Raw genomic sequence first — 25,965 nt, 5'->3', positions numbered from 1 at the left:
GTCTCGTGCGGAAAAGGGCGGGCCGGGGGAGCATGCACCTCCGGCCCGCCCCCGGCCAGTCATTCGCCGTGATAGAGCAGCTTCACCTTCGAGCTCAGCGCCTCGTCGTAGGTGAGCTGCTGCTGGCCGGCGGGGTAGCCGTTCTGCTGCAGCAGGAACGCCATGATGTCCACGTAGTCCTCGTGCGGCAGGCTGCCCGGCTCGGTCGCCGGCATGTTGTGCACGAGGATGGTGAAGATGTCACTCACGTGGAACTGCGCCTCTTCCGAAGCGAAGTTGGCGCCCTTCAATGCGGGGCCGGCGCGACCCTCCAGATGCGGGCCGTGGCACACCGCGCAGTTCTCCCTGAACTTGGCCTGGCCCAGATCCGCCTGGTCCGCGGTGTACAGCGCGGGCAGCGCATCGTCGTCATGGTGCGGTTTGCGGCCGCCCATGCGCCTGGGCGCGGCGCCGCTGCAACGGTGCGCGATATGGCGGTCGCCTCGTCCCACCCTGGCGCTGCCGGCCGTGGGGCGCGACGGCCCGATCGTGCCCGTGCGGGCGTACGGCGCCAGCAGGCCCGTGAGATGTCCGGACGCCTGGATCGCGATGATCGCCTGCTCGAACGCTGCGGCCGCGGCCTGGTGCCGGGCGTCGTACAGCGCCACCAGGTTGAAGTTGGCGTGCGGCTCGTGCAGCGGATGGATCTGCAGCCCGCTGTGCGCACCCGCGCCGGCGAGATAGCGGCGCACCGTCGGCTCCCACAGCATCGCCGCGGGCACCTGGTGCCGCGCCAGCGCGCGCAGCGAATCCTCGTCGCTGAGCTGCACGTCGGCGATCAGCTGACGATGGTCGATGAAGTACAGGTTCGGCGTGGTCTGGTAGGTCACCGCCACGTTGCTGCCGGCGGCGAGCTGGTCCAGCGAGGCGACATGGCTGCCTCGCGGGGTCACCAGCACGAAGCCGGTGTGGCCGTACGGCGTGCTGGCCTTCAGGCCGGGCGGTGCGCCATGCGCGTCGGCGTCGATCGGAAAGCCGAGCACGAGGTCGCAGCTGTGGCCGGCCAGCGTGTTGAAGTGATCGAGGTCGAAGCCGTCGTCGTCGCCGCTGCCGTCGAAGCGGTGGATCTGCAGCATGGCGTGCTCATGCTGCGCCACCGCCTGCGCGAGGCGGGTGTCCATGGCGGCGGTGGGACTGGAACGGTCGATGCAGACCGACAGGTCGGCGGCGGCCGCGGTGCCGCCGTACAGAAGTACGGCGGCGATCGCGACCAGCCACGCACGCGGGCGGGAATGGCGGGTCAGTTTCATCGTCAGGCGCTCCGGTTACAGCGAGAACACGTACAGGTGGCCACCGACCGGGATGTTCATCACCGCCGGATCCTTCGCCATGTCGCCACCCCAGATCGGCGTGGCGCCGCCCCAGCCGGCGTAGACGCCGACGTACTGCTTGCCGTCGACCACCCAGGTGCTGGGCACGCCGATCACGCCGGAGGTCATCTCCGGGCTCTTCCACAGCACCTTGCCGCTCTTGGCGTCGAACGCCACCAGGTGGCCGTCGGCGCTGCCGGAGAACACCAGGCCGCCGGCGGTGCTGAGCATGCCGCTGTTCCACGGCAGCGCGGACGGGTAGCTCCACACCTGGTCGCCGGTGTTCACGTCGATCGCCTGCACCGAGCCCCACTGGCCCTTGTGCGCCGGGTCGGCGACCACCTTGAAGGTCTCGCCGAGGAACGGCAGGCCGGCCTTGTACGCCACCGTGGCGCCCTTGATGGTCATGCAGGTGTGCATGGTCGGCACGTAGGCGAGGTGGGTCTGCGGATCGACCGAGATCGGCCACCAGTTCTTGCCGCCGAGGAAGCTCGGGCAGGTGAACACCTGCTTGTCGATGGTCGGGCGCATGGCCGGGTCGGTCACCGGCTTGCCGTCCTTGAAGCCGCTGACCGAGGTCGCGGTGGCGAACTTCCTGGCGTAGATCAGCTTGCCGTCGGTACGGTCGATCGCATAGAACCAGCCGTTGCGGCTGGCGGTGACCAGCGCCTTGTGCTGCTTGCCCTGGTAGTCGATGTCGGTGAGCACCGTCTCGTTGGTGCCGTCGTAGTCCCAGGTGTCGTTCGGCGTGTACTGGTAGTGCCACTTGATCTTGCCGGTGGCCGGGTCCATCGCGATCACCGAATCGGTGTACAGGTTGTCGCCCGGACGCAGGGTCGCCAGCCACGGGCCGGGATTGCCGACGCCCCAGAACAGCGTGTCGGTGTCGGCGTCGTAGGTGCCGGTCAGCCAGGCGCCGCCGCCGCCGGTCTTGTAGGCGCCCTTCGGCCAGGTGTCGCCGCCCGGCTCGTCCGGTGCCGGAATGGTGTGGCGCGTCCACAGCAGCTTGCCGGTCTTCGCATCCAGCGCATTGACCGAACCGCGTGCGCCGTACTCGCCGCCGGACAGGCCGACGATCACCTTGCCCTTGACCACCAGCGGCGCCAGCGTCATCGCCGTGCCCTTGTCGGCCGGGGCGAGCTGGTGTTTCCACACGGTCTTGCCGGTGCGGCCGTCCAGCGCGACCACGTAGTTGTCCAGCGTGGCCATGTAGACGTCGTCGCCGTAAAGCGCCACGCCGCGGTTCACCACGTCGCAGCACACGGTGCGCAGGCCGACGTGGGACAGGTCGTGCTGGTACTTCCACAACAGCTTGCCGGTGCTCGCCTGGAACGCCAACAGCTCGTCCTTGGGCGTGGTGATGAACATGAAGTCGCCATTGACCACCGGCGGGGCTTCATGGCCCTGGTCGTAGCCGGTCTTGTAGTCCCAGACGGGCTTGAGCTTGGCGACGTTGGCGGTGTCGATCTGGGTAAACGGGGCGTAGCCCGAACTGGTGTAGTCGCGCCGGTACATCAGCCAGCCGTTGTCGCTGGCCGCGGCCTTGAGCCGTGCATCGGTGACGGGGGCGTAGTGCTCGGCGGCGATGGCGCCCGCGCTCGTGGCCAGCAGGGCGGCGATCAGGGCGGTGCGGCGAAGAGATGCGATTCGCTTCATGTCGTGGGTCCTCGTGGCGGATGGTGCGGGTCAGAAAAAGACGATGCCGCCGACCGAGCCGCCATTGAGGCGGGCGGTGTGGCCGGCGAAATCCTTCGATCGGGTCTGGCCGAGTTCGAAAGCCAGCGTCACGCTCTTGGTCAGCGCGTAGTACGCGCCGGCGGTGACGTTGCTGTTGGACTTGAAGTCGGCGTTGCTGGCGAGGTCGTCGCGGTTGCGGCTGAGGCCGTCGCTGAGGCCGAGCTTGAGCTTGTCGGTGAGCGCGTAGGTGGCTTGCACCAGGTAGTTCACGCCCTTGGCGTTGCCCTGGTCGCCGTCGGTGAGGATGCCGATGCCACGGCCGGCCTGGATGTTGCCGAGCAGGCTGAAGCCGTCGATGGCATAGGAGGCGCCGATCTCCGTGGCCGTCATGGTGAACTGCGCCGGCATCGCGCCGGTACCGTCCTTGGCATAGAAGCGCTGCGTCTTGCCACCGATCCACGCCTTGAAGCCGCCGGTGGCGTAGCCGAGCTGCAGCTGCACCTGCGGCGCCGAGCGCGAGTCGTAGTTGCCGGTGTTGTCGACCGGGCTGAACACGCCGCCGGTGAAGGTGAAGCCGCTGGCGGTCGGCGAGGTGTAGACGATCTGGCCGTAGCTGCCCAGGTAGGTGTAGCCGGCGCCGATGTGACCGAGCGTGACGCGGCCGCGCTGGGTGGCCTGGGTCGGTGCGCCGGCACCCACCAGGGTCATGTCCGAGAGGATCGCGTTGGATCCGAACACGCCGTAGTCGCGGCCGAGCTTGACCGTGCCGAAGTCCGGCGTGCCCAGGGTGAAGAACGCCTGGCGGACGTCCACGCCGCTGTTCGCCGACAGCGCGTCACCGGTGGCGGTGTGCGCCATGATGCCGATCTGCGCGCCGACGTCGATGCCTTCCTGCTGCGTGGTGAACTTGGTCACCAGTGCGTTCGGCAACAGGCCGTTGCCGATCGTGGTGCGGTTCGGCTGGCCGCCGCAGCCCAGCGCGCGACCGGCCAGCGCCGTGCCGCCCACCGCATCGCCCGAACAGCTCACGGTGGTGTAGTACGCGTTGACGTAGCCGCTGATGTCGACAGTCCAGCTGTCGCCCTTGAACTCGGTTGCGCCAGCCGCGGCCGGTACTGCTGCCAGGCCCAGCGCCAGCCAGGCGGCGAGCCGCCCGCGACGAGGACCGGATCGACGCTGTCGGGCATCGTGTTGCGGTGAACGTGCCTTCATTGCCCCTCTCCCCTCGGTTGGTCGGCGGGGCGGTCGTGGCCGCACGCCGTGATGCGGAGACGGCGGATGCCGCGCTCCGTGCTTGCCGCCGCATCGGCCAGGGACAGGGCGCACGCTCCGGGCACGCCCGCGTGAAGCGGGCGTGGCGTGGCGAAAACCCTTTGGTGCAGTCCCCTCAGATGGCGGCCGCTCCCCAGCGACCACCGGACCGACAAGGCGGCCGGGGACGGCCGCTACGGCCGTCCCCGGTGCTGCGTCAGAAGAAGCCGAGCTTCTTCGGCGAGTAGCTGACCAGCATGTTCTTGGTCTGCTGGTAGTGGTCGAGCATCATCCGGTGCGTCTCGCGACCGATGCCGGACTGCTTGTAGCCGCCGAACGCCGCGTGCGCGGGGTAGGCGTGGTAGCAGTTGGTCCACACGCGGCCGGCCTGGATCTCGCGGCCGAAGCGGTAGCAGCGGTTGGCGTCGCGGCTCCACACGCCGGCACCGAGGCCGTACAGCGTGTCGTTGGCGATCTCCAGCGCTTCGGCCTCGGTCTTGAAGGTGGTGACCGAGACCACCGGGCCGAAGATCTCCTCCTGGAACACGCGCATCTTGTTGTGGCCGTGGAACACGGTCGGCTGCACGTAGTAGCCCTCCTTCAGCTCGCCGCCGTGCTCGGCGCGCGCGCCGCCGGTGAGCACCTTGGCGCCCTCCTGCCGACCGATGTCGATGTAGGACAGGATCTTCTCCATCTGCTCGCCGGAGGCCTGCGCGCCAACCATCGTCGACGGGTCGAGCGGGTTGCCCAGCTTGATCGCCTCGACGCGCTTGACCGCGCGTTCCATGAAGCGGTCGAAGATCGACTCCTGCACCAGCGCGCGGCTCGGGCAGGTGCACACCTCGCCCTGGTTGAGGGCGAACATGGTGAAGCCTTCCAGCGCCTTGTCGAAGAAGTCGTCGTCCTCGCGCGCCACGTCGTCGAAGAAGATGTTCGGCGACTTGCCGCCCAGCTCCAGCGTCACCGGGATCAGGTTCTGGCTGGCGTACTGCATGATCAGCCGGCCGGTGGTGGTTTCGCCGGTGAAGGCGATCTTGGCGATGCGCGGGTTGGAGGCCAGCGGCTTGCCCGCTTCCAGGCCGAAGCCGTTGACGATGTTGAGCACGCCGGCCGGCAGCAGGTCACCGACCAGCTCGGCCCACACCAGGATGCTGGCCGGGGTCTGCTCGGCCGGCTTGAGCACCACGCAGTTGCCCGCGGCCAGCGCCGGGGCGAGTTTCCACGCGGCCATCAGCAGCGGGAAGTTCCACGGGATGATCTGGCCGACCACGCCCAGCGGCTCGTGGAAGTGGTAGGCCACGGTGTCGTGGTCGATCTCGCCGATGCTGCCTTCCTGCGCGCGGATGCAGCCGGCGAAATAGCGGAAGTGGTCGATCGCCAGCGGCAGATCGGCGGCCATCGTCTCGCGGATCGGCTTGCCGTTGTCCCAGGTCTCGGCGTGGGCGAGCAGGGCGAGGTTCTGCTCCATGCGGTCGGCGATGCGGTTGAGGATCAGCGCGCGCTCGGCCACCGGGGTGCGGCCCCAGGCGGTCTTGGCGGCGTGCGCGGCATCGAGCGCGGCCTCGATGTCCGAGGCGTCGGAGCGGGCGATCTCGCAGAACGGCTTGCCGGTGATCGGGGTGATGTTCTCGAAGTAGCGCCCGGCCTTGGGCGCGACCCACTGGCCGCCGATGAAGTTGTCGTAGCGCTGCTTGAAGGGGACCTGCACGGCGAGGTGTTGCTGTTCGAGCTTGGTCATGGCGCGGCTCCGCGGTGGGTGGATGGTGGATGAAGCAGAGCGAAAGCCGTGCCAGCCACCTGCCGCATGTCATCGATGTTGCGCCGTGCCAAACGCCTGGAAGGCGTGCGCACTCGCGAAAATTTCCTGGTCGCTGCATCGCAGCAGCGCCGTTCACGAAGGTCGCGTTGCGCTCCGCAGGAGCGTGTGCTTTGTATCGGAACACACCTTGCAACAGGTGTCGCAGATTGCGACACACCGGAGTGTTCCATGCGACACAACGTGATGTCCGAATCGATCGATACCGCCCGCCGCCGCTTCTTCGACGATGGCGCCGCACCGCGCGGGCTGGTCTCCGACACCATCCTCGCCTCCTGGCGCCGCTGCCTGGAGCAGGGCCTGGTGGCCAGTGCCAGGCCGAGCCTGATGCCGGTCGAGCGCCGCGCGCTGGGCGAGATGCAGGAGCGCCACGAGGCGCTGCGCCGGTTGTGCCGTCCGGAACTGGAGGCGCTGTATGCCAGCGCCAACCAGGCCGGCTCGATCGTGGTGCTGACCGCGCCGGACGGCTTCATCCTGGATGCGCTGGGCGACCCGGATTTCCTCGACAAGGCCGCGCGCGTGTCGTTGCGACCGGGCGTGCCGTGGAGCGAGCAGTCCACCGGCACCAACGCGATCGGCACCGCGCTGGTCGAGCGGCGTTCGGTCGAGGTGCGCGGTGCCGAGCACTACTACGCGCCGCATCGTGTGCTGAGCTGCTCGGCCTCGCCGATCTTCGATCCGCAGGGCCGGGTGGTCGGCGTGCTCGACTTGTCCGGCCACGCCTCGGTGCATCACCTGCACGCGCTGGGCATGGTGCAGCTGGCGGTGGAGCAGATCGAGCACCGCCTGTTCGAGTGCGCGTTCGATGGCGCCGACATCGTGCGTATCCAGCCCGATCCCGCGCTGATCGGCACCGCCCGCGAGGGCATGCTGGTGTTCGAGGGGCATCGGTTGGCCGCGGCCAACCGCCATGCGCTGCGCCTGCTCGGGCTGGACTGGAGCGAGCTGGGCAAGCGCCGTTACGACGAGCTGTTCGCCTCGGCCCTGCCGGTGCCCGGCAGCGTCGCCAGCATGCGCTGCCAGACCGGCGACATGGTGCACGCACGGCGCGATCCGCAGCGTTCGCGCATCGTCGTGCCGGGCACCGTGCGCTCTCCCCGCGAACCCTCGCCGCCGAAGCAGGCGATCCGCCCGCTGCGCGCGCCGGCGACGGTATTCGATGCACAGCTGGATGCCGCGATCGAGCGCCAGGTGCGCCTGCTCGATGCCGACATCACCGTGCTGCTGCAGGGCGAGACCGGCACCGGCAAGGAAGTGGTGGCGCGCGAGCTGCATCGCCGCAGCGCGCGCTCGGGCGCCCCCTTCGTGGCGGTGAACTGCGCCTCCCTGCCCGAGGCACTGATCGAATCGGAACTGTTCGGCCACCTGCCGGGCGCGTTCACCGGCGCCCGCCGCGAGGGCGCGCCCGGCCTGCTGCGCGAGGCGCACGGTGGCGTGCTGTTCCTGGACGAGCTGGGCGACATGCCGCTGTCGCTGCAGAGCCGGCTGCTGCGCGTGCTGCAGGAGCGCGAGGTGACGCCGCTCGGCGGCGGCCGCGCGCATGCCATCGACGTGCGGGTGATCGCCGCCACCCATCGCCAGCTGCAGCAGTCGGTCGACCGCGGCGAGTTCCGCGCCGACCTGTATTTCCGCGTGGCGCAGTCGGTGCTGCACCTGCCGCCGCTGCGCGAGCACCCGGATGTGGGCGAGACCGTGCGCCGACTGTGGACGGCGTTGGGTGCCGAGCAGGTACCGATGCGGCTGGCGCCGGAACTGGTGCGCGAACTGGCGGCCCGGCGCTGGCCGGGCAATGTGCGCGAGCTGGTCGGCGTGCTGCGCAGTCTGATGGCGCTCGGCACGGTGGGCGCGACGCTGACGATGGACGATCTGCCGGACGGCTGGCGGCGCCCGGCATCCGACGCCTCGGGCCCGCCGGCGCTCGCCGCAGGCCCGGTCGCCGGCAACCTGCACGACCTGGAGGCGCAGGCGATCGACCAGGTACTCGCCGCCTGCCGCGGCAACATGGCGGCGGCGGCGCGCAAGCTCGGCATCAGCCGCAGCACGCTGTACCGCCGGCTGGAAGCGCGCCAGCGCGGCGAGTGAGTCAGCGGGTGATGCTGACGTCGATCTCGATCGGGTAGGGCTTCGGGTCCTTCGGCGGCGTCGGCAGCGTCCAGCCCGCGAACTGCCCGGCCAGGCAGGTGGCCAGTACGGTGGCCGGCTGCACCTCGACCCGCAGCGGATGGCCATCGGCACGGATGTCGGCGACCAGGGTGAACGGCGATTTGTCCACGTTGCGGTTGTGCGCGATACAGCCCTTCAGCGCATCGGTCATCGGGTCGCCGATCTTCGCCCACAGCGCCTTCTGGTAGGGCGCGCCGGTCGCGGCCGCCTCGGCCAGCCGACCCTGGACGATGCGGTCGTGGAAGTCGGCGCCGGAGGCGGCCGCGGGGGCCATCAGCAACGCGAGGGCAAGCAGGTTTGGCATGATCGGTCCGTGGGTCGACTCGGCCGCCAGACGGTAGCACCGCCGTCGCTTCCGGTGCAGCGCCACGCCACTCGATGGAACCCAGCATGCAAGTCTCGCCCAGTCACGTCGCCGGCCCCGCCGACCAGCCTCTGCTGCAGGACACCGTCGGTGGTCTGCTGGGGCGCATCGCCAGGCGGTGGCCGGATCGCCCGGCGCTGGTGGTGCGAGGCCAGCAGATCCGGCTGGACTACCGTGGCCTGCATGCCGAAGTGGAGCGGGTTGCTGCGGCCCTGCTCGGGCTCGGCCTGGCACCGGGGGAACGCATCGGGATCTGGGCGCCGAATCGCGCCGAGTGGGTGATCCTGCAGTTCGCCGTGCCGATGGCCGGGCTGGTGCTGGTGAACATCAATCCGGCCTACCGCGCGCACGAGCTGGCCTACGCGCTCAACCACGTCGACTGCCGCGCACTGGTGCTGCCGCGCCGGTTCAGGAGTTCGCACTACCTCGACGTGCTGATCGAGCTGGCGCCCGAACTGGGCGACGCACCGGCCGGCCAGCTGCAAGCGGAGCGGCTGCCGGGCTTGCGCGAGGTGATCGTGCTCGACGACGAGCCCGTGCCCGGCGCGCGTCGCTGGACCGACCTGGCGGCGGACGAGGCGGCGATGGCCCGCCTGCGAGCCATGCAGGCCACGCTGTCGGCGGACGACGCGGTGAACATCCAGTTCACCTCCGGCACCACCGGCGCGCCGAAGGGCGCCACGCTGACCCATCGCAACATCGTCAACAACGGCTGGTTCGTCGGCGAGGCAATGCGTCTGACCGAGCGGGACCGGTTGTGCATCCCGGTGCCGTTCTACCACTGCTTCGGCATGGTGCTGGGCAACCTCGCCTGCGTCACCCACGGCGCCTGCATGGTGATCCCGGGTGAAGGCTTCGATGCGCTGTCCACGCTGGAGACGGTGGCCGAGGAGCGCTGCACCGGCCTGCACGGCGTGCCGACGATGTTCATCGCCGAGCTGGCGCATCCGCGCTTTGCCGAGTTCGACCTGTCGAGCCTGCGCACCGGCATCATGGCCGGCTCGCCGTGCCCGGTGGAGGTGATGCGGCAGGTGGTCGGGCGCATGCACATGGCCGAAGTGACCATCGCCTACGGCATGACCGAGACCAGCCCGGTCAGCTTCCAGACCGTGCCGGACGATCCGCTGGAGCGCCGCGTGGACAGCGTCGGCCGCGTCCACCCGCATCTGGAGGTGAAGCTGGTCGACGAGGCCGGTCATACCGTGCCTCGCGGCGAACCGGGCGAGCTGTGCACGCGCGGCTACTCGGTGATGCTCGGCTACTGGAACGACGAGGCGCATACCCGCGAGGCGATCGACGCCGACGGCTGGATGCACACCGGCGACCTGGCCACGCTCGACGACGACGGCTACTGCCGCATCGTCGGACGGCTCAAGGACATGATCATCCGCGGCGGCGAGAACATCTATCCGCGCGAGATCGAGGAATTCCTCTACACCCACCCCAAGGTGCAGGACGTGCAGGTGTTCGGCGTGCCCGACGCGAAGTTCGGCGAGCAGGCCTGCGCCTGGGTGAAGCTGCGCGAGGGCGTGCAGGCCACCGAGGCGGAGATCCAGGACTACTGTCGCCACCACCTGGCCTACTTCAAGGTGCCGCACTACGTGCGCTTCGTCGACGCGTTCCCGATGACCGTCACCGGCAAGGTGCAGAAATACCTGATGCGCGAGGCGATGGCCGCAGAACTGGCCGCGCGCCGGGGGTGACCGCGGCGCTTCCGGATCAGAGGCGTCCCAGCCGCCCGGCCTCGTAGTCGCGTACCACGCGCATCACGTCCTGGCGCGTGTTCATCACGAACGGCCCGTGCTGCACCACCGGCTCGTGGATCGCCATGCCGGCCACGACCACCAGGTGCGAACGCGTGCCGACGCCGCGGATGCGCAGGCACACGTCGCCGCTGGTGGCCGTCGCGATCACCGCGGTGGTGGCCGGAAGGGCACGCGTGGCGGCACCGTCGGCGGCGACCGCCAGCTCGCCCGAGACGGCGTAGCACCAGGCGTTCCAGCCCGCCGGCAGCTCCAGCGGGAAGCTCGCCCCGGCATCCATGCGGCCGTCCAGGATCAGCATCGGCTGCGGTAGCACCAGCGGCGACACCTGTTCGCCGAAGCGACCGGCGAGCAGGCGCATGCGGGCGCCGGGCAGGACCAGTTGCGGCACCTCGGCCGCGGCCAGATGGAAGCTGGCCGGAGCCTGCTGCTTGAGCGCCGCGGGCGAATTGACCAGCAGCTGCAGCGCATCCAGCGAGAGCGTGTCGTTGCCGGCCCAGGCGCGGCGGACCAGTCCGCGGCCGGCAAAAGTCCAGTGCAGGTCGCCCGGACGGATCGTCTGCCGCGCTCCGGTGCTGTCCTCGGTGTCGATCGCGCCCTGCGCGTGCTCGAACAGCAGTGTCGCCACCGACAGGCCCGCGTGCGGTACCGGCTGGCTGTCCGGACCGGCCGACTGCACGTGATCGACCACCAGCAGCGGCGACATGTCGCGATCGAAGGCATCGTGGCGGAACTGCCGCAGCCGCCCGTCCGCGCCGGCCGGGTGCACCCGTGGGCGCAGCGGGCGCGAGAACACCTGGTCGCGCGGGGGCGGAGTGTCTGACATGGGGGGGCGGGAGCGTAGGGGGAGTGCGGGCATGCCGCACTTTGACGGGATGGCGGCTTTCGGGCTGTGGCACCGGTCACGCTGGGCAAAGCGTCTCGCTGCCGGTTGGGCGCCGATTCACCCGGCCGGGCGGCGAAAGCGGGCGATGTCGTGGCGCGCCAGCCAGCCCGGCAGCTCCGCCGCGGGCATCGGCCGGGCCAGGTGGTAACCCTGCACTTCGTCGCAGGCCATGCCCTGCACGGATTCGAAAATGCTGGCCGTCTCCACCCCCTCGACCACGACACGGAAGCCCAGCTCGCGCGCCAGCTCGGTCATCGAGCGCACGATCGCCCCGTCGTGCGGGCTCGCTTCCATCCCACGGACGAACGACTGGTCGATCTTCAGGCTGGTCGCCGGCATCTCGCGCAGCGAGGTGAGGTTGCTGTAGCCGGTGCCGAAGTCGTCGATGGCGATACCCACGCCCAGTGCGCGGATCGCCGCGAGGATCTCGCGGGTGGTGTCCGAATGTTCCAGCAGGGTGCCCTCGGTGACCTCCAGCTCCAGCGCCTCCAGCGCGACCGCGTGGCGGCCGGCGGCCTCGCGCAGACGGTCGATCAGTTCGGTGCCCAGGTCGCTGCTGGAGACGTTGATCGACAGCTTCAGGTCCAGCCCGGCGCGCTGCCACAGGCCGAGCTGGGCCACGCCGTGATCGAGTACCCATTCGGTGAGGCTGCGCATCAGGCCTGCCTGTTCGGCCAGCTCGATGAAGCGTCCCGGCGGGATCGCCCCCTGGGTGGGATGCTGCCAGCGCGCCAGCGCCTCCACGGCGACGCAGCGACCGCTGGCCAGGTCGACCCGCGGCTGGTAGTGCAGGTCAAGCTCCGCCCGCTCGTTGAGCGCGGCGGCCAGTTCGGTGACGAGGAAGAATTCCTGCCGGTGGCGCTCGTCGTCGCTCGGTTCGTAGATCGCCCAGCCGCGCACGCTCTCCTGCGCGGCATGCGAGGCGCTCATCACCAGTCGCAGCGGATCGCCGCCATCGAGCTGATGGATGTCCAGGCTGAGCAGGCCCACGCCCGGCTGGACGCACAGCGGAATGCCGAGGCAGTCGAACGGCTGGCGCAAGCGATGCACCAGCTCGTCCAGCCACGCGGCATCGATGCCGTCCGGCGAACCGGGGAGGATCGCGGCGAAACGGCTGGTGCCCACCTGGTAGAGATGGGTGTGCTCGGGCATCCACACCTGCACGCGAGCCGCCACGTCGCGCATCAGTTCGTCGGCGTAGGCATGGCCCATGGCGCGGATGAAGGCGCTGAAGCGACTGACCGGTGCCACGTCGACCGCAATCAGCCAGGTCTGGTGCGCGCCGCCACGCTGGCGTGCCCGCAGATCCTCGAAGAAGGCGTTGCGGTGCGGCAGTTGGGTCACCGGATCGGTGCGGCCGACGTAACTGCCCAGTACCAGCCCGGTGCCGGCGAGACGGGCCGCGTCGCGGAGGTCCGCGCACTCGCTTTCGTTGAGCCCGTCGCGCGGCGAGTAATCCATGACGCACAGTGCGCCCACGTGCTGGCCGCTGAGCGTGTATACCGGCTCGCTGGCGAAGAAGCGCATGCGCGTCGGGCCGATGTCGGTGAGCAATGGTGCCCCGCCGAAGCGCGTGTCGGCCTCGGTATCGGGGACCACCTGGGTCTGGCCCTGCCGGGTGGCTTCCAGGTAACGCGGATGCAGCGCATGCGGGGAATCGGGCCGGTGTGCGTCGGCGCTGAACCAGAATGCGCTGCCCGTGGAAAGCACCAGCGACACCAGCGGCACATGCAGCGAGTGCGCGGCCAGGCGGGCCACCGCGTCGAAACCGGGCACCGCGAAGCCGTCGCCGAACGCCCCGCTGATTGCGTCCGACGGAACGTCGAACGCGCTCGCCGCCGGCCCCATGGATCCCGAATCGTGCACGCTCACTCGTCCACCCTCGCCTGCTCGCCCGCGGCCCCGTATGAGGTGAATTTAGCGCAGGTTCAGTCCTTTGGGCGGGGTGGTCCGTAAGCAGGCGGCCGGATCACAAGGAGATCCGGCGGTCCTTTCCCACCCATTCCATGGAGAGTCCCCATGAAAGTCGCTTCTCCCGCAATCCTCACCGGTGTCCTGCTGATGGCCGCCACCGGTGTGGCCCAGGCGCAGCAGGCCCCGGGCGCCGGCTTCTACGGTGCGATCGGCTATCACTACGTCAACCCGAAGAGCGGCAACGGCACCCTGGCCGGGGTCTTCCGCAGCGACATCAACAGCGACTCCGAGCCGACCCTGACCGTGGGCTACAACTTCGACGCCAACTGGAGCGCCGAAGCCTGGCTGCCGCTGACCAAGTTCAAGCACGACGTGAGCCTCGACGGGGCGAAGTCGGCCAGCATCAAGCACATGCCCTACCTGCTCACCGCGCAGTACCACTTCCTGCCGGACAGCCCCGTGCGTCCCTTCATCGGCGCGGGCTACGGCTTCGTCAACGTCAGCGGTGAGCGCACCACCGGCCCGATCGCCGGCACCTCGCTCAACGTGAAGGGCGCGGACGGCTTCGTCGGCCAGTTCGGCGTGGACTGGTACGCCACCGACAACGTGTTCGTGCGGGCCGACGCGCGCTACTTCGACTGGAAGAGCAAGGTCGAGCTCAACGGCGCCGGCATCGGCGAGGTGAAGGTGAATCCCTGGATCTACGGCGTGAGCGTGGGCTACCGCTTCTGAGTCCGCCGCACGGGCGTTTCCTCCCGCGGCCGCCGGCATGGCGGCCGTTTTTTTATTCGGGGCGGTGCGGGGCGGCGAGGTATTCCTCGCTCTGCATCTCGATCAGCCGCGACTCGGTGCGGCCGAACTCGGCGCGCAGGCGCTCGCCGTCGTACAGCTCGGTGATCGGCGCGGCGGCCGAGAGCACCAGTTTCACGCGGCGGTCGTAGAACTCGTCCACCAGCTGCACGAAGCGCTTGGCCGCGTCCTCGCTGTAGATGGTGAACTGCGGCACGTTGGAGACCAGGATCGTGGCCGAGGACTTCGCCAGCGCGATGTAGTCGGCCACCGCGCGCGGCCCGTCGCACAGCGCGTCGAAGGCGAACCACAGCACGCCCTCGGCGCGGCGGCGCACCGGGATCTCGCGGCCGTTGAGCATGATCGGGGTGTCCTCCCCGGCGTCTTCCTGCGCCTGGCTGGCGAAGATGCGTGCCAGCGCACGTTCGGCTTCAGGTCCCGGTGGGGTCAGGTACACCGGCGCCTGGGTCAGGGCGCGCAATCGCCAGTCGTGCGGCGACACCATCTCGACCACGTGGCAGTGCTTCTCCAGCAGGGCGATCGCCGGCAGGAATCGCGCACGCTGCAGGCCGTCGCGATACAGCTTCGCCGGCACCGTGTTGGAGGTGGTGACCAGGCTGACGCCGCGGGCGAACAGCGCGTCCAGCAGGTTGGCCAGGATCATCGCGTCGCCGATGTCGCTGACCAGGAATTCGTCCAGGCAAAGCACCCGGCAGCGTCTGGCGATGCGCGCGGCGACCTCGACCAGCGGGTCGGCCCGCTCGCCCAGCGTGCGCAGCTCCGCGTGCACCTCGCCCATGAAGCGGTGGAAGTGCCGCCGCAGCGCGGTGCCGGCCGGCAGGCTGGCCACGAACAGGTCCATCAGGAAAGTCTTGCCGCGCCCCACGCTGCCCCACAGGTACAGGCCCGGGACCGGGGCGGCCGGCTCGTTGCCGAGCAGGGTCTTCAGCCGCCCGAACAGGCCCGGGCTCTCCGGCGCCGCGCTGAGCGCGGCGTGCATGCGGTCGAACTCGGGCAGCACGGCGAGCTGCGCCGGGTCGCTTTCCCAGCGGTGCGCGATCACGCCCTCGTGGTAGCGCGCGCTGGGCGCGCCGGCGATGGTGTCACTCATCGGCGGTCGGACTCAGTGGCGTTCGGGCGGCAGCCAGCGGCGCGCGGCGGCCTTCACCGCGCCGCGCAGGTCCATCAGGCGGCGGTGGAAGAAGTGCCCGGTTTCCGGCATGCGTACCAGCTCCGGCTTCACCTCGAGGCTATCGATCCAGTCGAACACCGCCTGCGGCTCGACCACCTCGTCTTCCTCGCCCATCACCACCAGCCACGGGCAGCGCGGGATCTCGAAGCCGTCGAACGGCCAGCGCCCGGCCGGCGGTGCGATGCTGATCAGGGCGTGCGCACCCAACCGGACCGCGTTGCGGATGGTGACGTAGCTGCCGAACGAGAAGCCGGCCAGCCACAGGTCTTCACCGGGGCGCACGCGGCGCACCCAGTCGACCACCGCAGCCAGGTCGTCGCCTTCGCCGTTGCCTTCGTCGTACTGGCCTTCCGAGGCGCCGGTGCCGCGGAAATTGAAGCGCACCGTGTCCAGGCCGGATTCGCGCAGCGCGCGCTCGACCATGGTCACCACCTTGTTGTGCATGGTGCCGCCCTGCACCGGGTTGGGGTGGCAGATCACGGCGACGCCGCGGCGGGCACCCGGGCGCTCGGCAAGGTCGGTGATGGTTTCCAGCTCGCCGGCCGGGCCGGTGAGCATGAAGCTGGCGGCCTCGTCGGGAAATCGGGCCGGATCGTGGGGCAGGGCGGCGATGTTCATCCGTACCATGATAACCGCGCGGCTTGTCCCCCGTCCGCGGCGGCCGCATCTGGGTCAGGCGATGAACCATCTTGCCCACGCCCTGCTGGCCGGTAACGACGAGGCGCTGCGCCTGGGCGGCATGCTCGGCGACTTCGTGCGCGGCGCACCGGAGGCGGGCTGGCCGGCCGGGGTCGCGGCCGGCATCCGCCTGCATCGGGCGATCGATGCCTATACCGATGCGCACCCGCAGGTGCTGGCCGCCAAGGCGCGGCTGGAGCCGCCGTTCCGGCGCTATGCGGGGATCCTGCTCGACGTGTGGTTCGACCATCTGCTGGCGCGCGATTTCGACCGATGGTCGTCGACACCGCTGGATGCGTTCTCCGGCGGTCTGCGCCAGTTGCTGGTCGATCACCGGGCGAGCCTGCCGCCCGGCCTGGCGCGCTTTCTCGCCTACATGCAGGTGAATGACCTGCCGGCCACCTACGCGCGGCCGGAGGTGGTCGGGCGGGCACTGGCGGGGATCGGCCAGCGCCTGCGCCGTGACAATCCGCTCGCCGACGCCCTGCCCGTGCTTCAGGCGAATGCCCTGGTGCTGGCCGGCCATTTCGAGGCGTTCTTCCCCGACCTGCTGGACTTCTCGCGGGACTGGACGGGGCGGCGGGGCGGCGAAGCTCCATAAAAAAACGCCGCCCGGTCGGGGCGGCGTTCTTTCGATCCCGGAAGGGGGCGGCCTACTTGGCCTGATCGGTGATCCAGGTCACCGCGGCCTTCACCTGCGCGTCGGTCAGGGCCGGGTTGCCGCCCTTGGGCGGCATGAAGTTGCCGTCCGGGCCGTGGTAGCCCTCGGTCGCATGCTTGATCAGCGTGGCCATGCCCTGGGCCAGTCGCGGCGCCCAGGCGGCCTTGTCGCCCAGCTTGGGTGCACCGGCGACGCCGGCGGTGTGGCAGCTGTGGCAGAGGTTCTCGTAGATGGTCTTGCCATCGGTGGTGCCACCGTAGGCCACCTGCGCGGCTGCCGCCTTGGCGGCGGCTTCCGCGGCGGCGGCGATCGCCGCGCGGCCGGTATTGCCCGAGTAGACCGCGCCGACCGGCGCGATGCGCGCGGCGAGCTGCTTGGCGGCGACCGGGTTGGTTTCCTTCGGTTCGTGGTTGTAGATCGTCCAGCCCAGGGTGATCAGCAACACGGTCAGCACAGCCAGGCCTGCGATCAGCCAGGAGAACTGGCGCATGAAGCTCTGATCGGATTTGCTCAGGGAACCGCTCACGAACGTACTCCAGTCGATGGGAGGAGCCGCGGGGCCACCATGAATCCCCCGGCGCGACACCGCGGGTCCCCGTCGGACCCGGTTCGGTGGCAACCGCGGGAGTATAGACGAAGCCCCGGCCAACTTTCAGCGCGTCCACGTGGCGGCGGCTGGCGGCGCGCGGTATCTTGCGCCTGCTGCGGCGCGGCGTGGCACTCACCCCGCGAACCCTCCACCCTGCCATCGGTCATACCTCGACCATGTCAACCGGCAGTGTCCGGTCTCGTTGCAGTGCACCTATCCTTTTCCCAGCCACAACCCAAGGCAGGGCGCGCTCCTTGCGCGCAGGGCCCCCAGCCTCGCCGTCCGAACCCGGGAGTTTCACATGTCGCGTTTTTGGAAGATCGCGCTGATCGTCGTCGCCGTGCTCGTGGTGGGCGCGGTCGGTCTTCGCCTCATGCACAAGCCTGGCGCCGCGGGGCGCAGCCAAGCCGGCGCGTCGTCCGGCCAGTCGGGTGCACCGGGCGAGGGCAAGGGCAAGGACGAGCCGGTGCCGGTGACGGTCGAGCCGGTCGCCGTGCAGAACGTGCCGGTCTACCTCACCGCGCTGGGCACGGTGCAGGCGCTCAACACGGTGACCGTCAGCCCGCAGGTCGGTGGCCTGCTGATGAGGCTGAACTTCACCGAGGGCCAGGAAGTGCACAAGGGCGAGGTGCTGGCCGAGATCGATCCGCGCTCGCTGCAGGCCGCCTATGACCAGGCCGTTGCACGCAAGGGCCAGGATGCCGCGCAGCTGTCCACCGCGCGCAGCAACCTCGCGCGCAGCCAGGATCTGGTCAAGCAGGGCTACATCTCCAAGCAGGATATGGACACGCTGCGCAACACCGTCAGCCAGTACGAGGCCGCGGTGGCCGCCGACGAAGCCAGCATCAACGACGCCAAGGTGCAGCTGGGCTACACCAAGGTGATCGCGCCGATCACCGGCCTGGCCGGCATCCGCGGCGTGGATCCGGGCAACATCGTCACCACCAGCTCGAGCATCGTCACCCTGACCGAGGTGCATCCGATCAACGTGATCTTCCCGCTGCCGGAGCAGAACGTGGAGCTGGTGCGCAGCTCGCAGGCCCGCGGCGAGCCGCTGGAGGTGGCGGCGCTGGACAGCGCCGGCAGCAAGGTCATTGCCGGCAAGGGCGTGCTGAAGGTGATCAACAACCAGATCGACACCAGCACCGGCACCTTCAACCTGAAGGCCGAGTTCCCCAACGACGAGAACGCCCTGTTCCCGGGCCAGTTCGTCAACGTGCGGCTGAAGGTGAACACGGTGCAGGGTGGTCTGGTGATCCCGTCGCAGGCGGTGCAGCGCGGGCCGGACGGCGACTACGTGTACCTGCTGCAGCCGGACAGCACGGTGAAGATGCAGCCGGTGACCACCGGCCAGGAAGTGGGCGATACCCATGTGATGGTCACCCAGGGGCTGAAGGCCGCCGAGCAGGTGGTGACCGAGGGCCAGTTCCGCCTCAAGCCCGGCAGCAAGGTCAAGGCGCTCAAGCCGGGCGAGGTGCCCGCGGCGCCGACCGAGGCCGAGCTGAAGAAGGCGGCGCAGGGCGCGAAGGACGGCGGCCGCCGCGGTCGCCGCGGCTGACCTTGATCGATTGCCGTGGCCGGCGGAGCCGGCTGCGGCGCGAGGGTGCCAGGCACCTTTGCATCCACCGAGGGCGGGGCCGGGGCCCCGCCACTGACGGCAGACCAGGACACCATGGGATTCTCATCGCTCTTCATCCGACGCCCGATCGCCACCTCGCTGCTGATGGTGGCGGTGCTGCTGCTGGGCGTGCTCGGCTACCGCCAGCTGCCGGTGTCGGCACTGCCTGAAATCGACGCGCCCAGCCTGGTCGTCACCACGCAGTATCCCGGCGCCAGCGCGGCCACCATGGCGGCGCTGGTCACCACGCCGCTGGAGCGGCAGTTCGGGCAGATCTCCGGGCTGGCGATGATGAGTTCCGACTCGTCCGCCGGCCTGTCGACGATCGTGCTGCAGTTCAACATGGACCGCGACATCGACATCGCGGCGCAGGACGTGCAGGCGGCGATCAGCACCTCCAAGGGCACGCTGCCGAACAACCTGCCGTATCCGCCGGTGTACAACCGCGTGAACCCGGCCGACGCGCCGATCCTCACCCTGATGCTCACCTCCGACAGCCGCCAGCTGCGCGAGGTGAACGACCTGGCCGATTCGATCATTGCCCAGAAGCTGTCGCAGGTGCAGGGCGTGGGCCTGGTGTCGATCGCCGGCAACGTGCGCCCGGCGGTGCGCGTGCAGGTGAATCCGGCACAGCTGTCCAACCTCGGCCTGACCATGGAGGACGTGCGCAGCGCGCTCAGCCAGGCCAACGTCAACGCACCCAAGGGCACGCTCAACGGCAAGACGCAGAGCTACTCGATCGGCACCAACGACCAGCTGGTCGACGCGCAGCAGTACAAGAACACCATCATCAGCTACAGGAACGGCGCGCCGGTGCGTCTGTCCGACGTGGCCAAGGTGGTCGACGGCGTGGAGAACGACCAGCTCGCCGCCTGGGCCAACGGCAAGCCGGCGGTGCTGCTGGACATCCGCCGCCAGCCCGGCGCGAACATCGTCAAGACGGTGGAGCAGATCCGCGCGACGCTGCCCTCGCTCAAGGCGGTGCTGCCGGCCGACGTGCACCTGGACGTGTTCGCCGACCGCACCATCACCATCCGCGCCTCGGTGCACGACGTGCAGTTCACCCTGATCCTGACCATCTTCCTGGTGGTGGCGGTGATCTTCGTGTTCCTGCGCCGGCTGTGGGCGACGATCATCCCCTCGGTGGCGGTGCCGCTGTCGCTGATGGGCACGTTCGGCGTGATGTCGTTCGCCGGCATGTCGCTGGACAACCTCTCGTTGATGGCGCTCACCGTGGCCACCGGCTTCGTGGTGGACGATGCGATCGTGATGATCGAGAACATCGTGCGCTACATCGAGCAGGGCAAGAGCGGCAGGGAGGCGGCCGAGATCGGCGCGAAGGAGATCGGCTTCACCGTGCTGTCGCTGACCGTGTCGCTGGTGGCCGTGTTCCTGCCGCTGCTGCTGATGCCCGGCGTCACCGGCCGGCTGTTCCACGAGTTCGCCTGGGTGCTGACCATCGCGGTGACGATCTCGATGCTGGTGTCACTGACGCTGACGCCGATGATGTGCGCCTACCTGCTCAAGCCCGACCAGCTGCCGCCGGGCGACGACAGCCACGAGCGCCATGCCGCCGGCGGCAAGCGCGACCTGTGGACGCGCACGGTGGATCTCTATGCCAGCACGCTGGACTGGGTACTCGACCATCGCCGGCTGACCATGCTGGTGGCGGGTGCTGCCGTGGTGCTCACCGTGTTCCTGTACATCGCCATCCCCAAGGGCCTGCTGCCCGAGCAGGACACCGGCCTGATCACCGGTGTGGTGCAGGCCGACGAGAACATCGCGTTCCCGCAGATGGAGGCGCGCACCAAGGCGGTGGCCGACGCGCTGCGCAAGAACCCGGCCGTGACCGGCGTGGCGGCCTTCATCGGCGCCGGCTCGATCAACCCCACGCTCAACCAGGGCCAGCTGTCGATCGTGCTGAAGGATCGCTCCGAGCGCGGCGGCCTGGACAAGGTGTTGCCCAGCCTGCAGGCCGCCGTGGCCAATATCCCGGGCGTGGCGCTCTACCTCAAGCCGGTGCAGGACGTCACGCTGGACAGCCGCGTCTCGGCCACCGAGTACCAGTACTCGCTGTCCGACGTGAATGCCTCGGAGCTGTCCGGCTACGCCGAGAAGCTGACCCAGGCGCTGCGCCAGCTGCCTGCGCTGGCCGACGTGGACAACAACCTGGCCGACTCCGGCAATGCGTTGAAGCTGACCATCGACCGCGACAAGGCCAGCCGCCTCGGCGTGCCGGTGCAGACCATCGACGACACGCTTTACGACGCGTTCGGCCAGCGCCAGATCTCGACCATCTTCACCCAGCTCAACCAGTACCGCGTGGTGCTGGAGGTGGCGCCACAGTTCCGCAACACCACCGACCTGCTCAACAAGCTCACCGTGCGCGGCAACGGCAACGGTGCGCTGACCGGTTCCAACGCCACCAGCTTCGGCCAGCTCACCTCGAGCAACTCGGCCACGCCGTCGGGCATCGGCAACACCGGCAACGTCGGCTTCCAGGTCGGCGCCGGCGGCAGCATTCCGATCTCCTCGCTGGCGACTGCCGAGTACACCAATGCGCCCCTGGTGGTGAGTCACCAGCAGCAGCTGCCGGCGGTGACCATCTCTTTCAACCTGGCGCCCGGCTACTCCTTGTCGCAGGCGGTCGATGCGATCAACCAGGCGGTCAAGCAGCAGAACCTGCCACCGCAGGTGCGTGGCGAGTTCGTCGGCAAGGCGGCGGAGTTCTCCTCCTCGCTGGGTGACGAGGTGCTGCTGCTGCTTGCCTCGGTGATCGTGATCTACATCGTGCTGGGCGTGCTGTACGAGAGCTACATCCACCCGATCACGATCATCTCCACGTTGCCGCCCGCTGGCGTGGGTGCGCTGCTGGCGTTGATCCTGTGCGGCTTCAGCCTGTCGGTGGACGGCATCGTCGGCATCGTGCTGCTGATCGGCATCGTCAAGAAGAACGCGATCATGATGATCGACTTCGCGATCGAGGCGCAGCGCGAGGGATTGTCACCGCACGACGCGATCCGCCGCGCCTGCCTGCTGCGCTTCCGCCCGATCATGATGACCACGGCGGCGGCGATGCTCGGCGCGCTGCCGCTGGCGCTGGGTACCGGCATCGGTTCGGAGCTGCGCCAGCCGCTGGGCGTCTCGATCGTCGGCGGTCTGCTGCTGTCGCAGCTGGTGACGCTGTACACCACCCCGGTGATCTACCTGTACATGGAGCGCTTCTCCGACTGGCTGAAGCATCGCCGCGAACAGCGCGAACTGGCCCAGGCCCGCCACGGCACCGCCTGAGGTGTCCGCTGGCCCATCCACGGCGCGCCCCTTGCCGGGCGCGCCGCTTGCGTTTCCGGAATCGGTGGGCGGGCACCGGCTCCATCGGGCGTTCGGTTGCGTATCAACCGATCTCGCCCTGATGCGTTAGGGGTGCGATGATCCGTCCACGCGCTGCGTGCCTTGCTTCCCCTCGCGCAATGGCCCCGACTCCTGCATGAACATCTCCGCTCTTTTCGTGCGCCGTCCGATCGGCACCTCGCTGCTGGCCATCGGCCTGTTCCTGGTCGGTGCCGTCTGCTACAGCCTGCTCGGTGTGTCGGCGTTGCCGACCATCCAGTTTCCGGCGATCTTCGTGCAGACCTCCCAGCCCGGGGCCGATGCCGCCACCATGGCCGCCACCGTGGCCGCTCCGCTGGAGCGCCACCTGGGCCAGGTGCCGGGCATCGACACGATGCGTTCGAGCAGCTCGGAAGGCCGGACGTTCGTCTTCATGATCTTCAACGGCAGCCGCAACCTCGACGCCGCCGCACGCGATGTGCAGCAGGCCATCAACGCGGCCGCGCCGGATCTCCCCCCGGGACTGACCAACGCGCCCTCGCTGCAGAAGGCCAACCCCAACGACGACGCGGTGATCATCCTCGCGCTGACCTCGCAGACGCAGTCGGCCACCGACCTCTACAACGTGGCCGACACCTTCCTGATGCCGCGGCTGACCCAGCTCGAGGGTGTGTCCTCGGTGGAGATCGCCGGCGCGGCGACCCCGGCCGTCCGGGTCGACGTGGACCTGCGCAAGCTCAACTCGATGGGCCTTTCGCCAGACCAGCTGCGCAACGCGCTCAACGCCGCCAACGTCAGCTCGCCGCTGGGCACGCTGAGCAACGGCGTCACCAACCTGCTGGTGACGGCCAACGACGAGCTGCACACCGCCGCCGACTTCGCCAACCTGGTGGTGGCGGTGAAGAATGGCACCACCATCCGCCTGCGCGACGTGGCCCGCGTCTACGACGGCCCCGAGGACGCCTACCAGGCCGGCACCTTCGGGCACCAGCCGGCGATCCTGTTGTACGTGTACAAGAAGCCGGACGCCAACGTGATTGCCACGGTGGATCGGGTGCGCGCAACGCTGCCGGAGCTGCGCAGCTTCCTGCAGCCGGCGACCAAGCTCACCCCCTATTTCGACGGCACCCCCACCATCCGCGCCTCGTTGCGCGAAGTGCAGGTCACCCTGCTGATCAGCCTGGCGATGGTCGTGCTGACGATGGCGCTGTTCCTTCGTCGGCTGGCGCCCACGTTGATCGCCGCGGCCGCGGTGCCGCTGTCGCTGGCCGGCGCGTCGATCATGATGTACGTGCTCGGCTACACGCTCAACAACCTCACCCTGCTGGCGCTGGTGATCGCGATCGGCTTCGTGGTGGACGATGCGATCGTGGTGATCGAGAACATCATCCGCCACATCGACGAGGGCGTGCCGCGGCTGGAGGCGGCGCTGCGCGGCGGGCGGGAGATCGGCTTCACCATCGTCTCGATCACCGCCTCGCTGATCGCCGTATTCATCCCGCTGCTGTTTGCCAGCGGCATCGTCGGCATGTTTTTCCGCGAATTCACCATGACGCTGATCTCTGCGATCGCGGTATCGGCAGTGGTGTCGCTGACCCTCACGCCGGCGTTGTGCGGGCGGTTCCTGCAGGGCCACGCGGCAGAAGACCGGGCTGAACGTCCGCGTCGCTTCGCGCGGCTGGGTCATTGGCTGGACCGTGCCCACGAGCGGATGCTGGGCATCTACGTGCGCGCGCTGAACTTCTCGCTGCGTCACGCGTTGGCGTTCTCGCTCACGCCGCTGGTGCTGATCGTGCTGACCGTAGTGCTGTTCGCCAAGGTCAAGGCCGGCCTGTTCCCGCCGCAGGACACCGGGCTGATCCATGGCTTCGCCACCTCCGGCGCCACCGTGTCGTTCCAGGACATGGTCAAGCGCCAGCAGCGACTGGTGGACATGCTGCTGGCCGACAAGGACGTGGCGGTGGTCGGCTCTCGCCTGGGCACGAGCCGGCGCGGCGCCGCCAGTTCGTTCGACATCCAGCTCAAGACCCGTGCCGAAGGCCGCAAGGACGACACCTTCGCCGTGCTCGACCGGCTCAGCGCCAAGGCCGCCAAGTATCCGGACCTCAACCTGCGGTTGCGGCCGATCCAGGACCTGCCCAGCGGCGGCGGCAACAGCAACCAGGGCGCGCAGTACGAAATCTCGCTGCAGGGCGACAACCTCGACGAGCTGGAGGTATGGCTGCCGAAGCTGGTGAAGGAGCTGGCGAAGAACAAGCTGTTCCGCGACGTCGGCTCCGACGTGGAGGAGGGCGGCCTGCGCCAGAACATCGTGGTCGACCGCGATGCGGCCTCGCGGCTGGGCATCTCCATGGCCACCATCGACGGCGCGCTCTACGATGCCTTCGGCCAGCGCCAGGTCTCCACCATCTACTCGGACGTCAACCAGTACAAGGTGGTGGTGAACGCGCTGCCGAGCCAGACCGCGTCACCGGAGGCGCTCAACCGCATCTACGTGCGCTCCAACACCGGCAAGATGGTGCCGATCACCGCGGTGGCCCACCAGGAGCCGGGGCTGGCGCCGTCGCAGATCAGCCACGTCAACCAGATGACCACGATGGACCTGAGCTTCAACCTCGCGCCCGGGGCGTCGATGGGCCAGGCGCTGCAGATCATCAACCAGGTGGTGAAGGACATGCGCATGCCCGGCGACATCCGGGTGGGCCTGGGCGACGACTTCCGCCGCTTCCAGCAGTCGCAGGGCGACATGCTGTGGCTGATGCTGGCGGCCATCGTCACCGTCTACATCGTGCTGGGCATGCTCTACGAGAGCCTGATCCATCCGGTCACCATTCTCTCCACCTTGCCGGCCGCGGGAGTCGGTGCGCTGGCCGCGCTGGTGGTGACCAACACCGAGCTCTCCATCGTGGCGATGATCGCGCTGGTGCTGCTGATCGGCATCGTCAAGAAGAACGCGATCATGATGATCGACTTCGCGCTGGTCGCGCAGCGCGAGCACGGCAAGCCCCCGCTGGAAGCGGCGCGTGAAGCCTGCATCGTGCGCTTCCGCCCGATCATGATGACCTCGATGGTCGCCATCCTCGCCGCCCTGCCGATCGCCATCGGTCTGGGCGAAGGCTCCGAGCTGCGCCGCCCGCTGGGCATCGCGATGATCGGCGGCCTGCTGATCTCGCAGACCCTCACCCTGCTCAGCACACCGGCGCTGTACGTGATCTTCTCGTGCCTGGCCGAGCGGGCGCGGGTGCGGCGGGAGAAGCGCCGCGAGCGGCGTGCGGCGCGGCGGTTGCGGAAGCTGGCCAGCGCCTGATACCCGCTGCGGCGGGTATCGGCGCGTGCTGTTGCGGCCGAGGAACGGCAGCGCTGCGAGCGCGCTGTGTCGACGAGCCGCCGCGCATCTTCACGCCGTGCCTCAGGCCATCAGGGTGGCGGCAGGCGGAGTATCCCCACCCGGGTGCGCCGACACGGCGTGGATCCGTGATGGGGACGGAGTAGTCCCAGGTGCCTCCATCTGAACCTGCCGCGCCTTGGCGCTGCTCTGTTCGATCGGCGTGCGCACCGCCTCGGCCGTCGAGACCTCGACCATCCGCCGGATGGGCGTGGTGTCCTGGGCGACGAAAGTGCGCGAACCGTCCTCGCTCAGCGCGACGGCGTCGATCCGGGTCAGGCCGTGGGCCTTGGCCGCCGCCACCAGTGCAGCGGCAAGCCGCTCGCTGTGTTCATCAGAGGGACGTCCCATGTCCGCGTCGATCTTGTGAACCTGCTCGAGTGCCTGCCGGTAAAGCGGATTGTCCGGGTTCGCCGGGTCGCTCAACAGGGTGGCGGCCGACGCGCGCGGCGGCGCGGTATGCATCTTCAGTGCCTGATCCAGCGCGCCCTGTGTCTGTGGCCCGACCTTGCCGTCCACGGCAAGCTGGTGGTCCCGCTG

General features: G+C 69.2%; 18 protein-coding genes. 7 read left to right on the top strand and 11 right to left on the bottom strand.

Translation table 11 applies throughout. The features are described from left to right. Window positions 1-59: 59 nt before the first annotated feature. The 4 genes from C693_RS0119150 to adh form a co-directional block, all read right to left on the bottom strand. Entirely contained in the window at window positions 60-1,289 is a 1,230-nt protein-coding gene (locus tag C693_RS0119150) for a c-type cytochrome (protein ID WP_017463901.1), read from the bottom strand. 15 nt (window positions 1,290-1,304) lie between these two features. After that, complete coding sequence (locus tag C693_RS0119145) at window positions 1,305-3,005, bottom strand: methanol/ethanol family PQQ-dependent dehydrogenase (protein ID WP_017463900.1); 1,701 nt, start codon at window positions 3,003-3,005, stop codon at window positions 1,305-1,307. 30 nt (window positions 3,006-3,035) lie between these two features. Further along, window positions 3,036-4,238: a porin gene (locus C693_RS0119140; protein WP_017463899.1), complete on the bottom strand. Its 1,203-nt coding sequence runs from the start codon at window positions 4,236-4,238 to the stop codon at window positions 3,036-3,038. A 256-nt stretch (window positions 4,239-4,494) separates the two neighbouring features. After that, window positions 4,495-6,015, bottom strand: coding sequence for an aldehyde dehydrogenase (adh, locus tag C693_RS0119135; RefSeq protein WP_017463898.1), 1,521 nt, complete (start codon window positions 6,013-6,015; stop codon window positions 4,495-4,497). 249 nt (window positions 6,016-6,264) lie between these two features. On the opposite strand from adh, the gene C693_RS0119130 reads away from it, so the two are divergent. Beyond that, complete coding sequence (locus C693_RS0119130) at window positions 6,265-8,175, top strand: sigma-54-dependent Fis family transcriptional regulator (protein ID WP_017463897.1); 1,911 nt, start codon at window positions 6,265-6,267, stop codon at window positions 8,173-8,175. 1 nt (window position 8,176) lies between these two features. On the opposite strand, the gene C693_RS0119125 is transcribed toward C693_RS0119130, so the two are convergent. Next, window positions 8,177-8,560, bottom strand: a complete 384-nt coding sequence (locus tag C693_RS0119125; RefSeq protein ID WP_026107563.1) for a hypothetical protein — start codon at window positions 8,558-8,560, stop codon at window positions 8,177-8,179. A gap of 86 nt (window positions 8,561-8,646) precedes the next feature. Between C693_RS0119125 and C693_RS0119120 the strand changes: the two genes are divergently transcribed. Then, window positions 8,647-10,323: an AMP-binding protein gene (locus C693_RS0119120; protein ID WP_017463895.1), complete on the top strand. Its 1,677-nt coding sequence runs from the start codon at window positions 8,647-8,649 to the stop codon at window positions 10,321-10,323. Window positions 10,324-10,339: 16 nt separating this feature from the next. Here the strand turns inward: C693_RS0119120 and C693_RS0119115 are convergent, their stop codons facing one another. Continuing rightward, window positions 10,340-11,209 (bottom strand): pirin family protein, encoded by an 870-nt coding sequence (locus C693_RS0119115; RefSeq protein WP_017463894.1) that lies wholly within the window; start codon window positions 11,207-11,209, stop codon window positions 10,340-10,342. Window positions 11,210-11,326: 117 nt separating this feature from the next. Next, window positions 11,327-13,135 carry a sensor domain-containing phosphodiesterase gene (locus tag C693_RS22240; protein ID WP_241762710.1) on the bottom strand — a complete coding sequence of 603 codons (1,809 nt, stop codon included), beginning with the start codon at window positions 13,133-13,135 and terminating at the stop codon, window positions 11,327-11,329. 153 nt (window positions 13,136-13,288) lie between these two features. Here C693_RS22240 and C693_RS22235 point away from each other — a divergent pair, with 153 nt between their 5' ends. Then, window positions 13,289-13,915 (top strand): OmpW/AlkL family protein, encoded by a 627-nt coding sequence (locus tag C693_RS22235; RefSeq protein ID WP_017463892.1) that lies wholly within the window; start codon window positions 13,289-13,291, stop codon window positions 13,913-13,915. Between the two features lie 52 nt (window positions 13,916-13,967). Here C693_RS22235 and zapE read toward each other — a convergent pair whose 3' ends face one another. Together zapE and C693_RS0119095 are read right to left on the bottom strand one after the other, a co-directional pair. Continuing rightward, entirely contained in the window at window positions 13,968-15,083 is a 1,116-nt protein-coding gene (zapE, locus tag C693_RS0119100) for a cell division protein ZapE (RefSeq protein ID WP_017463891.1), read from the bottom strand. Window positions 15,084-15,095: 12 nt separating this feature from the next. Continuing rightward, entirely contained in the window at window positions 15,096-15,782 is a 687-nt protein-coding gene (locus C693_RS0119095) for an alpha/beta hydrolase (RefSeq protein WP_017463890.1), read from the bottom strand. A 61-nt stretch (window positions 15,783-15,843) separates the two neighbouring features. On the opposite strand from C693_RS0119095, the gene C693_RS0119090 reads away from it, so the two are divergent. After that, window positions 15,844-16,443 (top strand): ACP phosphodiesterase, encoded by a 600-nt coding sequence (locus tag C693_RS0119090; protein ID WP_017463889.1) that lies wholly within the window; start codon window positions 15,844-15,846, stop codon window positions 16,441-16,443. Window positions 16,444-16,495: 52 nt separating this feature from the next. Here the strand turns inward: C693_RS0119090 and C693_RS0119085 are convergent, their stop codons facing one another. Continuing rightward, complete coding sequence (locus tag C693_RS0119085; protein ID WP_026107562.1) at window positions 16,496-17,017, bottom strand: c-type cytochrome; 522 nt, start codon at window positions 17,015-17,017, stop codon at window positions 16,496-16,498. A gap of 376 nt (window positions 17,018-17,393) precedes the next feature. On the opposite strand from C693_RS0119085, the gene C693_RS0119080 reads away from it, so the two are divergent. From C693_RS0119080 to C693_RS0119070, 3 genes are all read left to right on the top strand, one after another. Then, window positions 17,394-18,650, top strand: a complete 1,257-nt coding sequence (locus C693_RS0119080) for an efflux RND transporter periplasmic adaptor subunit (RefSeq protein ID WP_017463887.1) — start codon at window positions 17,394-17,396, stop codon at window positions 18,648-18,650. A 114-nt stretch (window positions 18,651-18,764) separates the two neighbouring features. Continuing rightward, window positions 18,765-22,001 carry an efflux RND transporter permease subunit gene (locus C693_RS0119075; protein WP_017463886.1) on the top strand — a complete coding sequence of 1,079 codons (3,237 nt, stop codon included), beginning with the start codon at window positions 18,765-18,767 and terminating at the stop codon, window positions 21,999-22,001. Window positions 22,002-22,197: 196 nt separating this feature from the next. After that, window positions 22,198-25,347 carry an efflux RND transporter permease subunit gene (locus C693_RS0119070; protein ID WP_017463885.1) on the top strand — a complete coding sequence of 1,050 codons (3,150 nt, stop codon included), beginning with the start codon at window positions 22,198-22,200 and terminating at the stop codon, window positions 25,345-25,347. Window positions 25,348-25,449: 102 nt separating this feature from the next. Here the strand turns inward: C693_RS0119070 and C693_RS22230 are convergent, their stop codons facing one another. Further along, window positions 25,450-25,944 (bottom strand): XVIPCD domain-containing protein, encoded by a 495-nt coding sequence (locus C693_RS22230; RefSeq protein WP_198506910.1) that lies wholly within the window; start codon window positions 25,942-25,944, stop codon window positions 25,450-25,452. Between the last annotated feature and the right edge of the window lie 21 nt (window positions 25,945-25,965).

This window comes from Dyella ginsengisoli LA-4 (assembly GCF_000334915.1).
In the GTDB taxonomy this organism is placed as follows: Bacteria; Pseudomonadota; Gammaproteobacteria; order Xanthomonadales; family Rhodanobacteraceae; genus Dyella_A; species Dyella_A ginsengisoli_A.
Note: the sequence above shows the minus strand (reverse complement) of the source record. Positions and strands in the feature narration are given on the sequence as shown.

Coding starts and splice junctions, on each gene's coding strand:
- C693_RS0119150 (WP_017463901.1), bottom strand. CDS start 1,289: ATGAAACTGACCCGCCATTCCCGCCCGCGTGCGTGGCTGGTCGCGATC.
- C693_RS0119145 (WP_017463900.1), bottom strand. CDS start 3,005: ATGAAGCGAATCGCATCTCTTCGCCGCACCGCCCTGATCGCCGCCCTG.
- C693_RS0119140 (WP_017463899.1), bottom strand. CDS start 4,238: ATGAAGGCACGTTCACCGCAACACGATGCCCGACAGCGTCGATCCGGT.
- adh (WP_017463898.1), bottom strand. CDS start 6,015: ATGACCAAGCTCGAACAGCAACACCTCGCCGTGCAGGTCCCCTTCAAG.
- C693_RS0119130 (WP_017463897.1), top strand. CDS start 6,265: ATGCGACACAACGTGATGTCCGAATCGATCGATACCGCCCGCCGCCGC.
- C693_RS0119125 (WP_026107563.1), bottom strand. CDS start 8,560: ATGCCAAACCTGCTTGCCCTCGCGTTGCTGATGGCCCCCGCGGCCGCC.
- C693_RS0119120 (WP_017463895.1), top strand. CDS start 8,647: ATGCAAGTCTCGCCCAGTCACGTCGCCGGCCCCGCCGACCAGCCTCTG.
- C693_RS0119115 (WP_017463894.1), bottom strand. CDS start 11,209: ATGTCAGACACTCCGCCCCCGCGCGACCAGGTGTTCTCGCGCCCGCTG.
- C693_RS22235 (WP_017463892.1), top strand. CDS start 13,289: ATGAAAGTCGCTTCTCCCGCAATCCTCACCGGTGTCCTGCTGATGGCC.
- zapE (WP_017463891.1), bottom strand. CDS start 15,083: ATGAGTGACACCATCGCCGGCGCGCCCAGCGCGCGCTACCACGAGGGC.
- C693_RS0119095 (WP_017463890.1), bottom strand. CDS start 15,782: ATGAACATCGCCGCCCTGCCCCACGATCCGGCCCGATTTCCCGACGAG.
- C693_RS0119090 (WP_017463889.1), top strand. CDS start 15,844: ATGAACCATCTTGCCCACGCCCTGCTGGCCGGTAACGACGAGGCGCTG.
- C693_RS0119080 (WP_017463887.1), top strand. CDS start 17,394: ATGTCGCGTTTTTGGAAGATCGCGCTGATCGTCGTCGCCGTGCTCGTG.
- C693_RS0119075 (WP_017463886.1), top strand. CDS start 18,765: ATGGGATTCTCATCGCTCTTCATCCGACGCCCGATCGCCACCTCGCTG.
- C693_RS0119070 (WP_017463885.1), top strand. CDS start 22,198: ATGAACATCTCCGCTCTTTTCGTGCGCCGTCCGATCGGCACCTCGCTG.